Genomic DNA, 11,847 nt, shown 5'->3' on the forward strand with positions numbered 1-11,847 from the left:
AGCAAGGACACGCCGCAATATGCCGCGTGGTACAAGGCGGCCGAGAAGCCCAAGCTCAGCGACGAGCAATTTCACGGTCAGGACGATTATACGATCGAGCTGACCGGCTTCCGCAAGCGCTTCGGCCCCGGCCGCTGACGCTTTCGATTTGACCAGTGTCGCCCCGGCCGGGAGGATCGGCCGGGGCCGCGAATGATAAAAGGAAGACGATGGAGAGAGAGGGTGCAACGCGAGGCCGGGGTCGCCCGCGCCTTGCCGCGATCGACGACGCGATCCACGCCGCGACCTGGGAGGTGATCGCGCGCGCCGGCTATACCGGGCTGACATTCGAGGCGGTGGCGGAGGCGGCGGGATGCACCCGCATGTCGCTCTATCGCCGCTTCACGTCCAAGGCCGAGCTGGTCGGCGCGACGATGTTCGCGATGTCGCGCGCGGTCGAGCCGGTCATCCCCGACGATATCGCCCCGCTCGATGCGCTGATGATGCATGCGCAGGCAACCGTCGACTATCTCTCGGGCGATCGCGGCACGGCGATCCTCAGCCTGATCTCCGCCAGCGCGCGTTCACCCGAATTGCGTGCGATTAGCGAGGAATATGAGCGCGGCGAACGCGAATATTTCCTGGAGCTGTTCCGCGAGATGTTCCCCGACAGCGACGCGGAACAACGCCATTTCGCATTCGATTCCTATATCGGGCTGATGCTCCAGCACGTCGTGATCCGCCGCACGCCGATCACGCCGGAGAAGCTGCGGATCATCGTCGACAGCGTGTTGAAATTGCTCGCGCCTGCCTGAGCGGCCGTCAGCTTGATCCAAGCGCCTGCGCGACCTGCATCGGATCGAAACAGGGCCGCTCGCAGATGATCTTGTCGCCGCTCGGCGGGAATTCGAATGACGCAGTGAATCGGATTCCAACCTTGTCCCTTAACGCTCGTTGAGTTCGCGGGATTATTCGCGCCGATCGGCGTCCAATGCCGAGGCCGGTTCACAGCGATCGCCGACACGGTTGGTTCTAGAGGCTGTTATGAACCGGCGGCGATATCGGCGGCCTGCTTCATCATGATGGGCATCGGACGCCGGTCGAAAAGCCATTGCGCGATCAGCTCGGAGCGAACCTTGCGACATCGGGCTTTGGTTCCGATCCCGACCGCGCCGCGGTATTTATCCCTGGCGAGGACGCGCCGCCCGAGCTTTTCGATCAGGACCTCGCGAGCGCAATTGGACTAAGTGCCGCAACGCTTACGGCCGACGGGGTGGCGACGCACCGCCAGCCGACCGTCGCCCGCCTGAAGGGTCTGATCCGGTCGAGGCGAGCGATACCAAAAAGGTTGGGACCCCAAGAGCAATGGTCTTGGACCACGCCCGCTTCGCTGTAACTGCCTCGCTTCCCGCCCGACAGGTTTTGCCGAATTCGTGGAACGAGGAGGTGCTGGCCGGCGTGGCGAAACTCATGCCCTATAACGCCGAAGCGGAGATGAAGCGCCGCGGCGCGCGCTATGAAAAGGCCCTCCTGCCATTCGTCTCCAACGTCGTGGTCGATGGCCGGTTGGTGACCGGGCAGAACCCGTTTTCGGCAAAGGCGACGGCGAAGGCGGTCCTCCGTCTGCTCTAGCCGGCGCACGCCACCTCGCTTTCGGTATCGTTGTCGAACAGGTGCGACAACACGCGACGCGCGTTGGCCGCGCAGTCGATATCGTCGGGACGCGCTTCGATCTCGCGGATCAGGCCTTCGAGCCGCGCCTTGGTTTGCGCCAATCGCGCCTGAAGCCGGCCGATCTCCGAGACTTTGTCGCGTAGTGTGTCAGCGTGTCCGATGATCACGCGCGGCAGGAACAGGTCTTCGAGCCGCTCGGCCACAGCTACAACAAGTCGGCGGCGTGGATTCGGCAACGCCTGACCGAGGCCAGCATGCGCGCCGCCGACAAGCGTGCCCTGTTCGTCGGCATCGACGCATATGTCGCGGCCGGCGGCGGCGTGATGCGCGACCTGTTCGATGAGGATGACGGCGGCTGGCTCACCGATCCGGCGCTGCTCGACCGGCTCGTTGGCGAGAAGCTGGAGCAGGAAGCGGAGCGGATCACCGCGGAAGGCTGGAAGTGGGACTCGAACGCGATCGATCTACCGTGGAAGATCACTTACGGCATGCGCGAGATCGAGGGTGCCGAGGTACCCATGACGGCGGAAGAAGAAGCCGCGCTCACCGCGCTCAAAGCGAAGGCCGAAAGGCTCGCCAATTGATTTGTCGTCCGGCTGCCTGCCGGCAATCTTTACGCGATCATTACGCGCACCTGCGGCAATCGATCTGGAATGCTTACGACCGGTGACCCTAATTAGCCACTCGTTGCCCCGCCACTAACCGGCGCGGGCCGTGAGAAGGCAGGTCGCAGATGATTGCCGCTATCAACTCCGAGCCCGACCAACGCGGCTCTATCTTATTAGTTGGACAGGACAAGGCAGGGCATTGGCTCGTTCAGGCCCAGCAAGGCGGGCTCGAAGGTCGCTTCGTATCGCGCGACGCAGCGTTCGCCTTTGCCCGCGCTGAGCGTCGCTCGATACCCGGCGCGACGATTGAGCTCGCCGTACAGCCGATGATCTCGGCCGTCTCCTTCGCGCCGCCCGCGCCGGACGAACGCGCCGCCTGAAGCGCCGCTCAAGGAAATCGATCAATGCATTATGCCTATACCATTCTGGCCGGCGCCGCTTTCCTGCGACCGGCCTCGCATGCGACCGTGATCTGGAGCGGTGGCGCGCGCCTGGCGAAGGAAGATCACCGCTGGCGGGTGATCACGCGCAAGCTTGCTGCGCTGCGCGCGCGAGGGCGCCGCTCGGTCCGGCTGGTCGACGCCAATTGTGGCGACGGCGAATTGCTCATCGCCGCCGGGCGGCACGCGCGCGCGCTCGGTTTTGTCGCGATCGAGGCGCACGGCGTCGACGGCAATGCCGCGCTGATCGCGCATGCGCAGGCCGCGGCATGCTTCGTCGACGATCCCGCGATCGGGTTCGAGTTCGCGGTAGGCGACGCCGAGCCGGTGCTGCGCGACGAAGCCGCCTTTCCCGCTGACATCGTGCTTTACGCCGAACAGACACCTGGCGCCGATACCATGTCGGCAGCGGCGCGCGCGGCAGGGCATCTCGCGCTGCGCGCATTGCACCCTTTTCCGAAACGGCTCGCGGCATGACCGCCCGCGATTTCGCTTGGCGCGCGCTCGGCGCACTGCTGATGATCGGGAGCTACGCCGCAAGCGCCTTGGTACCGACGGCCGTCGCGCGTGCGACCGCGTTGCCCGGTTTTGCCGTGGCGATCGCCGGCTTGGTCCTTCTCGTTCAGGGCAAGCGCGTCGCGCTCGCGCTGCGCATCGAGCGCGGACGACATCGCGAACTGCCCCGCGCCATCCATGCACGCCACCGCATACGTCGCGCGCGGCTCTGACCGCTTGGCGTCCGTCAAACGAAAGCAAAATGACCAATGTCTTTCCACTATCGCGATGGCGTTCTCCATGCCGAGGCCGTTCCGCTCGATGCGATCGCAAAGGCGGTCGGGACGCCGGTCTATGTCTATTCCGCGGAGACGTTGCTCGACGCCGCGCGGCAATTCCGCGCCGCGCTCGCGGGGGTCGCCAACAAGCAGCTGCTGTTCGCGGTCAAGGCCAATCCGGCGCAGGCGATCCTCACCCTGCTCGCGGAAGAGGGCTATGGCGCGGACATCGTCTCGGGCGGCGAGCTGACAGCGGCGCGTCGCGCTGGCATCCCGGCGCATCGCATCGTCTATTCGGGGGTCGGCAAGACGGAAGCCGAGCTCGCCGCGGCGCTCGACGTCGGGATCGGCAGCATCAATCTCGAGCATGAGCGCGAAGGCGAGCTGCTCTCAGCGCTGGCGGTGGCGCGGGGCGCGCGCGCGCCGGTGCTGCTTCGGGTCAATCCCGGCGTCGACGCGGGAACGCATGCCAAGATCACCACCGGCACCAGCGACAGCAAGTTCGGCGTGCCGCTGGCCGAGGCACTGGCGGTCTATGAGCGGCTGAGCAAGCTCCCCGGCCTCGATCTCCATGGGGTCGCCGTCCATATCGGCAGCCAGGTCATCGATCTCGCGCCGCTTGAGGCCGCCTATCGCTGCATCGGTGACCTGATCCTTGCGCTGCGTCATCGCGGGCATCGCGTCACCCATGCCGATCTGGGCGGCGGGCTCGGCGTCGGCTATCGCGACGGTCAGCCGGATGCCGATGTCTATGCTTATGGCCTGATGGTGACGCGGGTGACGCGCGGCTGGGAAACGACTTTGTTGTTCGAGCCGGGGCGGTTCATCGCCGCCCGTGCCGGCGTGCTTCTGACCCGCGTCTTATGGGTGAAGCCCGGTGCACGACTTCCGTTCGTGATCGTCGACGCGTCGATGTCCGATCTGATCCGTCCCGCGCTTTACGATGCCTGGCATGAATTTGGGGCGGTGCGGCCGTCGGGAGAGCGAATGGTCGCGCATGTCGTCGGGCCGGTCTGCGAGAGCAGCGACCTCTTCGCGCATGGGCGCGAGATCGACCGTGTTGCCGAGGGCGATCTCGCGGTGCTCCACACCGCAGGCGCTTATGGCGCGACGATGGCGTCGGGCTATAATTGCCGCGCGCTGGCGCCGGAGGTGCTGGTCCACGGCCGGCGCTCTGCGGTGATCACGAACCGTGTCGACCCCGCCGCGCTCCGCCGGCAGTCGCTGCCCGACTGGTTCGAGCGGGCACCGCGCGCGATGCGCGCGGCGTGAGGCGATCATGATCGACCGACATCTTCGCGCACACGATGACCTGACAATCCGGTTGACCGGATTGCTCGCTGTCGGGGTCTGCCTGCTCGCGCTCCTCCTGCTCGCGCGGCATCTCGCCGGCCGTCCCATGGGCCGGGAAACCGGCTGGGACCTGATCCTCGCCGCGATCGGCTTCGTCACCGGGAGCATCGGTTCGATGGGTGTCGCTTATGGCCGTCACCTGTTCGACGAGATCGAGGTCGCTCCCCGCTGGCGCCGTTTGCCGAAGGGCGCGCTTGCGGGTCCCGACGAACCGCCTGCGGTGCGCCATGGCTATGACGAGTCGACCCTCGCCGACGATATGGTTGCGCGCCGCTTTTCGTCGTCGACGCTGCGTCTGCTGAAACTGGGAGGCCTGCAATGACGCAGGTCGCGCGCCGTAGTTTCGGACCGTTGCGGAAGTCAGATCTCATCTGGCGTTGCACCGGCCTCGCCGCACTGGGGCTTGCCGGCCTGGCGACCATGGCGCATCGCGCGGTGTTTCTCGCGCACCGCGCCGGACCGGCCAATGCGCTCGAAGCGCTGTTCGGTCTCCTGACCTTCATTTTCGCATCGGCGGGCATCCTGTTCATCATTCATGGGCGGCGGCTGCTTCTTGGTCAGTACCGTCGCGGCCGCGAGGATCGCTGCCAGTCCGCTATGCTTGGCACCTCGGCTCTACGCGACCGTCATGCAATTGCCGGCCTCCTCGCGGTCCAGGCAATCGAGCAAGTCCGGCAGGTCCGCCCGGCACAACCATGGTCGGATGCCAGGCGCTCAGGGACGAGTTTGTCGGTCGATGACGATATGGTTCGCAAGATCGGTCGGGGTCGAACTCGCCACGCGATAGCCGAGGGCGGGGAGGTCAAGCCCTGCGAACATCGCCTCGCTGGACCCGAGCAGCACGGGTGAAACGGCAAAGTGCAATTCGTCGATCAGGCGGACCTTGAGATATTGGCGGACGGTCGAGACACCACCGCCAAGCTTGACGTCCAGATCTCCCGCGGCGCCACGCGCGCGCTCGAGCGCGGCCTCGATACCATCGGTCACGAAATGGAAAGCGATCCCGCCCTTCATGTCGATCGGTGCGCGGGCGCAGCTGCGCGAGCGCGCCGCCGACGCGCTGGCCGCAACGATCAACGAGCGCTTGTCCCGAGCGCCCGGCCGATCGAAACCAGCTCAACCTGCCGCTTTGAGCCTGCGCGGCACCTCAGCGCTCGACAGCCGAAACCACAAGTGGCGCGGCGCGACGATCGATGGTGAATCGGCCCGCGAAGGTCACGACATTGGAATGTCCCGCGGCATCAACCTGCGTGAGGCGCAGAAAGTCGTTTTTCAGGATTTCGACCGTCACCGGCGGAATTCGCCGAGCGGATCGTGATACGTCCGACGATTCTTGGGCATCTTCGACTCCCCGGAATCCTTATGCGCCAGCGTAGCAGGGAAAGGTTTCCCGATGGTGCATGCACCACTCAGCGAAATTTCTGGGGTTGCACCCCAATCAATCACAACTGGCGCTTGCGCACCGACCAGACGAACCCGTCATACCAGAAATGGAGCAACGAACAGGCGATGAACGGTGCGACAACCCATTTGAGACTGTCCGACACTGCCGCCATATAGCCTAAGCCAAACACCGCACTGCCCGCGAAGAAGAAAGCTATCGCCAGTTTGCGATTGCCGCGCCCGAAGGCATCGGTCATTCGACCGCCTTCCTTCATCCAGACGAGCGCAAAATACTGGACGGCGTGATAGAGATTGACCGTCGCCAGCGCCACGAGCGGCGGCGAGAAACCCCAAGCGAGAATCGACACCGTGCCGGTGACCAGCATCGTCGCCAGCTTATGCGCGGGGAGCCGGTATCCCGCACGCGATGCACGATAATAATCGATCGCACCCCAGCCGATCGCGATGCCATAGAGAATGATCGCCGCGAGGCGGATGCCGTGCTGGTCGGCCGCCAGGACCCCCGGCAATGTGGCGAGTGCCTGGAAGACGGTGCCGTCGAATTTCAAAAAATGGCCCACATGCGTCGCGAGTGCGGCGCCGGCCGCGATCGGGCCGACATAGAGCGCCCAATTCAGCCGGAGATCGGTCGCGCGCAACTGGTGCGGCGAATTGCCCGCCTTCATGTCGTAGATGCGGGCGAAGCCGAAATTCTGCATCGCCGAATGATGCACGTCCCAGAAAACAGCGAGGACCGAGGCGACGACGAGCGCGATCGGCGACAGGAGCAGCAGCGCGACCAGCGCGACAGGAACCACGGTGAGCCGCGTCCGATAGGCGTGGAATACCTCGCGGTTCAGATAGGCGCGCGGCATAACCGCGATCAGATGCGCCCAGGTCAGCACCGAAACGGCACCGAATAGTCCGATTACCATAGGTTCGGCGGCGGCCTGCGGCGCAAGCTTGTCCCAACCGCGCAACCAGGCCTGGACGAACAGGAAGGCGGTCAGCGGCGCGCCCCAGAAGAGCAACGCATCGCGGCGGGGTCCGAGAATCGCACGCGTCGGATCGGCCAGCGCGCTGGCCGGCCTTGCCTCGAAAGAAGACGAATAATGCGTGGCCAAAACCCATTCCCCGACAAGCGCCGCGTCGGGAGGTTAAGCCGCATTAGTTAACGCTATATCTAATGATAATGCTCGCCGTGTTACCCTATAGCCCCTGCCGTCTCAGCCCTCGGCAGGGGACGATAGCGATCGGTGTCTTCCCCGATTTGCGGGGTGTGGCGATCGGGCGCGCCATCATGACCGCGGTCCTGCTCGGGTCGATCGGTAGCGGCAGCGCGTCGGTCGCCTAGTCCGATCGTTACCGGAAGGCCGCGACCCGCCAGGGGCGCCGAGCGGACCCAGGCGGTCATCGCCGGCAGTCCAAGCCGGCCAACTCCGGCGAGATCGGCAATGTCGACAGGATCGATCGGAGCAGTCGCGACGGGGAGCCAATAGCGCGTCCCTTTCTGCTCGCCGGTAGTACAAGCGCGCCAAGCCCGACAAGAGCTGCAAGATCGCGCGTCGTCAACGCTTACGATGCCGCGGCTCATCGGCGCAGGCGTCAGCTGGCGACCAATCCAAGTCATTCGGGGGTCGACGCTTGAAGGTCTGCTCACGTCGGAACTCGTCATCCGTATGCGATCCAGCAACTGGGCGCCTGACTACCGGACCGAGTATCCCGGCGAGCCATTCGACTGCAATTAGAATGCGACCAGAAATTTCTGTTGGCGGCACATCAGCAGGCCACTTCGAAAAGATGCCCGTTCTCATCTGCGAAATAGATCCGCCCCGTGCCGCCTAGCTCGAAGTCCTCGGTGCGACCGTTGTGCGTGTCGTCGTGCTGATTGCCGAACGGGATTCCGAGCTTGTGCAAGCGCCCAACAATGGCGTCGAACTGCTCCTTGCCGACGCGAAAAGCGACGTGCGCGAGGTCTATCGTGTCCGCCGGATTGAAAAGCACGAACGTGCCGTGCCCAAATTCAAGCCGGTACATATCGCCGTCGGCGCCATCGACGACGGGCTCATCCATTCCGAGAATTTCGGCGAGGCGATACGCGGACGACTTCGTGTCACGGGCTGCGATGCCAATGTGATCGACTTGGATCATGGCGTGTTCTCCTGGTTTTCCTGTCGAGGATGCTCGCGCTCCGCCGTCCCAAATTCGTCGAGCGCGGTCTTGATTGCCGAGGCCAGCGCCTGCCGCGTTGCCGGGGTGAGAGTCGCGGTCCCCGCAAGGAACTCCTCGCAGCGGACATCGCGGAATCGGGCCAGAAATGTTGCGGCCTTGACCGTCACGTCGATCGTCTTGCGCCGTCGGTCGTTCGGGTCTTCCGTGCGCCGCACCATGCCAAGGCTGTGCAGGCGATCGAGCATCTGACTGACTGACGACGGCGACAGGCTCATCATCTTGGCCAGGGCGGAAGGCGTGCTGCCCGGTTGTTGCTGCGCGCAATTGAGGAGGATGACCTGGTCGACGGTGATGCCGGCGTTAATCAGAAACGTCAGCGCCCGGCCGCGCGGGTGCGACACACGGTTGACGAAATCGACCAGGAGCTCGCCAAGCTCGTCGCTCTGCTTCATGGCGTGTGACCTTGTAGGCGGCTCAGCAGCGCGCCGAGCGATTGGATCATAGTTCGGGCATCGAATGTCGGCTTCGATGCCCGGCTCATCCATATGTTCTGAAACGCGGCACAAAACCAGCAACCGGCGCGTTTCACGAAGATAAAAGTCTGCAACTTGTCGAACGGGATGTGCATGCTTTTGCCGACTCCACCGACAATCACGATGGAGATGGCATCCTCGCCAAGCGGACGAACCTCGACGGGAATACCGCCATCTTTGATCCGCGCTGCCATCAGCTGAACAAAGGGGCGTGATTGCGCTCAATCGCATCCCGCCCGATCAGTGCTTCCCCAGAAAGATGATGTACGCCGCATCCTCCGCGAACTCGCGGGCGTAGGCATGGGCGTCCCCGGCGTCCCACGCGCTGCGGATACGACCGAGACAGGCCTCGAACGCGTCTACCGAATGGTGTGCCCTACAATCATCGATTCGTTTCATTAACATAAACTATTCACGTGGATAAACTAGATGTCAATCACCGGTGCCCCGGCCCGGCCACCGGGAGGACTGGCGAGCGATAACCTGGGCTCGCAGCCCTTCCTGCCTTTCGCAGGGTCGCGTCAGCGCTATTGAAAATGCAGAATTCGTTACCGCCTTCGCACACCCGGGACCCGACTACCTTGAAGCGCTCCTTGACGGTCGCCGCTCAGAGCTCATGAAAGACGCTGACATCACCGCGGCCCTCGGCGGATGGATACAGAAGGCCGCGCGCCCGGTTTCGTCACCGAAAACGCGCGACATCTTCGACGATCTGTCAGGCCGAGAGCTCTTTCCGAACGATTGCCGCGCCGGCAGCCAGGGCATTCAGCTTGCCCTGTGCAACGCGACGCGGCAGTGGCGCCATGCCGCAGTTGGTCGACGGATAGAGCTTGTCGGCGTCCACGAACCGCAGTGCTTTACGCAGCGTATCGGCCACTTCCTCCGGCGTCTCGATCGTGTGGGTTGCAACGTCAATGGCACCGATCATCGCCTTCTTGCCGCGGACGAGTTCGATCAGGTCCATCGGCACATGCGAATGATGGCATTCCAGCGAGATGATATCGATTTTGGACTTCTGTAGATTGGGGAAGGTCTGCTCATACTGTCGCCACTCGGCCCCCAGGGACTTCTTCCAGTCCGTATTGGCCTTGATGCCGTACCCATAGCAGATGTGCACGGCGGTCTCGCACTTCAGCCCCTCGGCCGCCCTTTCGAGGGCAGCGATGCCCCAGTCGTTCGCCTCGTCGAAGAATACATTGAATGCCGGCTCGTCGAACTGGATGATATCGACGCCGGCGGCTTCCAGCTCCCTGGCTTCCTGGTTGAGGATCCTGGCGAACTCCCAGGCCAGCTTCTCCCGGCTTCGATAGTGCGCGTCGTAGAGCGTATCGATCATCGTCATCGGGCCCGGCAGCGTCCATTTGATCGGCCGATCGGTCTGCGCACGCAGAAACTTCGCATCATCGACGAATACCGGCTTCGGACGGGAGACGGCGCCGACAACCGTCGGCACGCTCGCTTCATAGCGATTGCGGATGCGGACGGTCTCGCGCTTCCCGAAGTCGACGCCGCAAAGATGCTCGATGAACGTCGTGACGAAATGCTGGCGCGTCTGCTCGCCATCGCCGACGATGTCGATACCCGCCTGCCGCTGATCCTCCACGGCCAGACGCAGCGCATCCCGCTTGCCTTCGAGCAGTTCTTCATCGTCGAGCTTCCACGGCGACCAGAGCGTTTCGGGCTGGGCCAGCCAGAAGGGCTTGGGCAAGCTGCCGGCAGTCGAAGTGGGCAACAATGTTTTCATGGATTGAAGACCTTGTGATTTCTGAAGGATCAGACGGCGAAGCTTGTCGACCATTGCTCGAGCGCGGCCTTATAGGGCTTGATGAAGCGCTCCTCGGCGAACTTCCCTTGCTCGACCGCCAGCCTGCTGCGCTCTTCCCGATCGTAGATGATGCGCGTCAGCGAATAGTCCTCGCACTTCAGACTAGGCTGATAGCGTTCCGCGGCTGGTGAATTGGCGTTGTAGATTTCGGGACGATAGATCTTCTGGAAGGTTTCCATGACGCTGATCGTGCTGACCAGCTCGAGGCTGGTATAGTCGTCGAGCAGGTCGCCGATATGATAGAAGGCATAAGGCGCAACGCTGTTCGGTGGCATGAAATAGCGGACCTTCATGCTCATCTTCGCAAAATATTCGTCGGTCGCGGAGAATTTGTCATTCCGATACTCGATCCCCAGGACGGGGTGCTCGTTCGCGGTCCGATGGTAGACCTCTTTGCTCGACACGCTCAGGCAAATGACTGGCGGCTTGCTGAAATTATCCCGATAGACATCCGAACTCAGGAAGTTCTTGAACAGCTTGCCGTGCAGGTCGCCGAAATCCCGTGGAGCGCCGGAGTTCGGATGGGCTTTCATATACTCCGGAAGAACGACGCTGAAGTCGTAATCGCGGACGTAGGAGGAGAAATTATTTCCCACCATCCCGTCGATACGCTTGCCGGTCTTCTTGTCGATGATGGTCGTCTGAAGAATTTCTATCAGAGGAAAGGCCTCGTCATTTCTCTTTGAGTCGACGCTCATCTCGGCAGTGATGATCCTCAGTTCAACCGAATAGCGATCGCCCCTGGGGTTGTCCCAACGCACCAGCGAATTGAACCGGTTGTCGATCATCCGCAGCGTGTTACGCAAATTCTCCCGGCGGCTTTCTCCCCGCGCCAGATTGGCGAAGTTCGTCGTGATGCGCGTATTGTCGGCGGGCCGATATTCCTCGTCGAACGCGATGCTCTTTATGGAGAATGTGAATTCGCTTTTACTCATGACCGACCACCTGCTTTGCCGGGCGGGAGGGCCAAGGAAGAGCGCGCGAGATAGACAGCCCGGACGTCGCTCGACCGCGCGCCCTGCTTCAAGCGCGATCCACCGGAGGAACCCCCGTCCGAGGAACGTTATGGCGCCGAAGGCAGGTCTCCTGGCTTGCGGGTCATCGCGG

General features: G+C 63.2%; 18 protein-coding genes. 9 read left to right on the top strand and 9 right to left on the bottom strand.

From position 1 onward, the window contains the following. The first annotated feature begins 209 nt into the window (after nucleotides 1-209). Nucleotides 210-794 carry a TetR/AcrR family transcriptional regulator gene (locus BGN95_RS04585; RefSeq protein WP_286771759.1) on the top strand — a complete coding sequence of 195 codons (585 nt, stop codon included), beginning with the start codon at nucleotides 210-212 and terminating at the stop codon, nucleotides 792-794. Nucleotides 795-1,350: 556 nt separating this feature from the next. Beyond that, nucleotides 1,351-1,611: a type 1 glutamine amidotransferase family protein gene (locus BGN95_RS04590; RefSeq protein WP_286771760.1), complete on the top strand. Its 261-nt coding sequence runs from the start codon at nucleotides 1,351-1,353 to the stop codon at nucleotides 1,609-1,611. On the opposite strand, the gene BGN95_RS04595 is transcribed toward BGN95_RS04590, so the two are convergent. Beyond that, the gene (locus tag BGN95_RS04595; RefSeq protein ID WP_286771761.1) at nucleotides 1,608-1,856 is read right to left on the bottom strand and encodes a MerR family transcriptional regulator; all 249 of its coding nucleotides are present in this window, start codon (nucleotides 1,854-1,856) and stop codon (nucleotides 1,608-1,610) included. The two genes, BGN95_RS04590 and BGN95_RS04595, sit on opposite strands and share 4 nt — an antisense overlap. A 51-nt stretch (nucleotides 1,857-1,907) precedes the next feature. Here BGN95_RS04595 and BGN95_RS04600 point away from each other — a divergent pair, with 51 nt between their 5' ends. From BGN95_RS04600 to BGN95_RS04625, 6 genes are all read left to right on the top strand, one after another. Then, nucleotides 1,908-2,237, top strand: coding sequence for a hypothetical protein (locus tag BGN95_RS04600; protein ID WP_353744671.1), 330 nt, complete (start codon nucleotides 1,908-1,910; stop codon nucleotides 2,235-2,237). A 149-nt stretch (nucleotides 2,238-2,386) separates the two neighbouring features. Beyond that, complete coding sequence (locus BGN95_RS04605) at nucleotides 2,387-2,641, top strand: hypothetical protein (protein ID WP_286771762.1); 255 nt, start codon at nucleotides 2,387-2,389, stop codon at nucleotides 2,639-2,641. 24 nt (nucleotides 2,642-2,665) lie between these two features. Next, nucleotides 2,666-3,178 carry an SAM-dependent methyltransferase gene (locus BGN95_RS04610; RefSeq protein WP_286771763.1) on the top strand — a complete coding sequence of 171 codons (513 nt, stop codon included), beginning with the start codon at nucleotides 2,666-2,668 and terminating at the stop codon, nucleotides 3,176-3,178. Next, nucleotides 3,175-3,429 carry a hypothetical protein gene (locus tag BGN95_RS04615; RefSeq protein ID WP_286771764.1) on the top strand — a complete coding sequence of 85 codons (255 nt, stop codon included), beginning with the start codon at nucleotides 3,175-3,177 and terminating at the stop codon, nucleotides 3,427-3,429. The genes BGN95_RS04610 and BGN95_RS04615 overlap by 4 nt, the downstream gene beginning before the upstream one ends. A gap of 36 nt (nucleotides 3,430-3,465) precedes the next feature. After that, nucleotides 3,466-4,746: a diaminopimelate decarboxylase gene (gene lysA, locus BGN95_RS04620; protein ID WP_286771765.1), complete on the top strand. Its 1,281-nt coding sequence runs from the start codon at nucleotides 3,466-3,468 to the stop codon at nucleotides 4,744-4,746. 7 nt (nucleotides 4,747-4,753) lie between these two features. Continuing rightward, a complete protein-coding gene (locus BGN95_RS04625) occupies nucleotides 4,754-5,149 on the top strand; it encodes a hypothetical protein (RefSeq protein WP_286771766.1) in 396 nt (131 codons plus the stop codon). A gap of 38 nt (nucleotides 5,150-5,187) precedes the next feature. Here BGN95_RS04625 and BGN95_RS04630 read toward each other — a convergent pair whose 3' ends face one another. Beyond that, nucleotides 5,188-5,364 (bottom strand): hypothetical protein, encoded by a 177-nt coding sequence (locus BGN95_RS04630; RefSeq protein WP_286771767.1) that lies wholly within the window; start codon nucleotides 5,362-5,364, stop codon nucleotides 5,188-5,190. A gap of 177 nt (nucleotides 5,365-5,541) precedes the next feature. Further along, the gene (locus tag BGN95_RS04635) at nucleotides 5,542-5,841 is read right to left on the bottom strand and encodes a dihydrofolate reductase family protein (RefSeq protein ID WP_286771768.1); all 300 of its coding nucleotides are present in this window, start codon (nucleotides 5,839-5,841) and stop codon (nucleotides 5,542-5,544) included. Between BGN95_RS04635 and BGN95_RS04640 the strand changes: the two genes are divergently transcribed. Continuing rightward, nucleotides 5,840-6,145, top strand: a complete 306-nt coding sequence (locus tag BGN95_RS04640) for a hypothetical protein (RefSeq protein WP_286771769.1) — start codon at nucleotides 5,840-5,842, stop codon at nucleotides 6,143-6,145. The genes BGN95_RS04635 and BGN95_RS04640 overlap by 2 nt on opposite strands. 124 nt (nucleotides 6,146-6,269) lie before the next feature. Here the strand turns inward: BGN95_RS04640 and BGN95_RS04645 are convergent, their stop codons facing one another. From BGN95_RS04645 to BGN95_RS04670, 6 genes are all read right to left on the bottom strand, one after another. Then, entirely contained in the window at nucleotides 6,270-7,334 is a 1,065-nt protein-coding gene (locus BGN95_RS04645) for a hypothetical protein (protein ID WP_286771770.1), read from the bottom strand. Nucleotides 7,335-7,989: 655 nt separating this feature from the next. Beyond that, nucleotides 7,990-8,361 carry a VOC family protein gene (locus BGN95_RS04650; RefSeq protein ID WP_286771771.1) on the bottom strand — a complete coding sequence of 124 codons (372 nt, stop codon included), beginning with the start codon at nucleotides 8,359-8,361 and terminating at the stop codon, nucleotides 7,990-7,992. Next, entirely contained in the window at nucleotides 8,358-8,834 is a 477-nt protein-coding gene (locus tag BGN95_RS04655; protein WP_286771772.1) for a MarR family winged helix-turn-helix transcriptional regulator, read from the bottom strand. The genes BGN95_RS04650 and BGN95_RS04655 overlap by 4 nt, the downstream gene beginning before the upstream one ends. Next, nucleotides 8,831-9,109 (bottom strand): hypothetical protein, encoded by a 279-nt coding sequence (locus BGN95_RS04660; protein ID WP_286771773.1) that lies wholly within the window; start codon nucleotides 9,107-9,109, stop codon nucleotides 8,831-8,833. Before BGN95_RS04660 ends, BGN95_RS04655 begins: the two co-directional genes overlap by 4 nt. 521 nt (nucleotides 9,110-9,630) lie before the next feature. Further along, entirely contained in the window at nucleotides 9,631-10,713 is a 1,083-nt protein-coding gene (locus BGN95_RS04665; RefSeq protein WP_286771774.1) for a methionine synthase, read from the bottom strand. Further along, a partial coding sequence (locus BGN95_RS04670) for a DUF1852 domain-containing protein (protein WP_286771775.1) occupies nucleotides 10,689-11,847 on the bottom strand: 1,159 nt, incomplete at its 5' end. The genes BGN95_RS04670 and BGN95_RS04665, both read right to left, overlap by 25 nt.

Origin of the sequence: Sphingomonas sp. 66-10, assembly GCF_001897045.1 — a bacterium.
In the GTDB taxonomy this organism is placed as follows: Bacteria; Pseudomonadota; Alphaproteobacteria; order Sphingomonadales; family Sphingomonadaceae; genus Sphingomonas; species Sphingomonas lycopersici.

Bases quoted from the DNA above. Each gene is read 5' to 3' on its own strand.
- BGN95_RS04585 (WP_286771759.1), top strand. From the start codon at position 210: ATGGAGAGAGAGGGTGCAACGCGAGGCCGGGGTCGCCCGCGCCTTGCC.
- BGN95_RS04600 (WP_353744671.1), top strand. From the start codon at position 1,908: ATGCGCGCCGCCGACAAGCGTGCCCTGTTCGTCGGCATCGACGCATAT.
- BGN95_RS04605 (WP_286771762.1), top strand. From the start codon at position 2,387: ATGATTGCCGCTATCAACTCCGAGCCCGACCAACGCGGCTCTATCTTA.
- BGN95_RS04610 (WP_286771763.1), top strand. From the start codon at position 2,666: ATGCATTATGCCTATACCATTCTGGCCGGCGCCGCTTTCCTGCGACCG.
- BGN95_RS04615 (WP_286771764.1), top strand. From the start codon at position 3,175: ATGACCGCCCGCGATTTCGCTTGGCGCGCGCTCGGCGCACTGCTGATG.
- lysA (WP_286771765.1), top strand. From the start codon at position 3,466: ATGTCTTTCCACTATCGCGATGGCGTTCTCCATGCCGAGGCCGTTCCG.
- BGN95_RS04625 (WP_286771766.1), top strand. From the start codon at position 4,754: ATGATCGACCGACATCTTCGCGCACACGATGACCTGACAATCCGGTTG.
- BGN95_RS04630 (WP_286771767.1), bottom strand. From the start codon at position 5,364: ATGAATGATGAACAGGATGCCCGCCGATGCGAAAATGAAGGTCAGGAG.
- BGN95_RS04640 (WP_286771769.1), top strand. From the start codon at position 5,840: ATGTCGATCGGTGCGCGGGCGCAGCTGCGCGAGCGCGCCGCCGACGCG.
- BGN95_RS04635 (WP_286771768.1), bottom strand. From the start codon at position 5,841: ATGAAGGGCGGGATCGCTTTCCATTTCGTGACCGATGGTATCGAGGCC.
- BGN95_RS04650 (WP_286771771.1), bottom strand. From the start codon at position 8,361: ATGATCCAAGTCGATCACATTGGCATCGCAGCCCGTGACACGAAGTCG.
- BGN95_RS04655 (WP_286771772.1), bottom strand. From the start codon at position 8,834: ATGAAGCAGAGCGACGAGCTTGGCGAGCTCCTGGTCGATTTCGTCAAC.
- BGN95_RS04660 (WP_286771773.1), bottom strand. From the start codon at position 9,109: ATGGCAGCGCGGATCAAAGATGGCGGTATTCCCGTCGAGGTTCGTCCG.
- BGN95_RS04665 (WP_286771774.1), bottom strand. From the start codon at position 10,713: ATGGTCGACAAGCTTCGCCGTCTGATCCTTCAGAAATCACAAGGTCTT.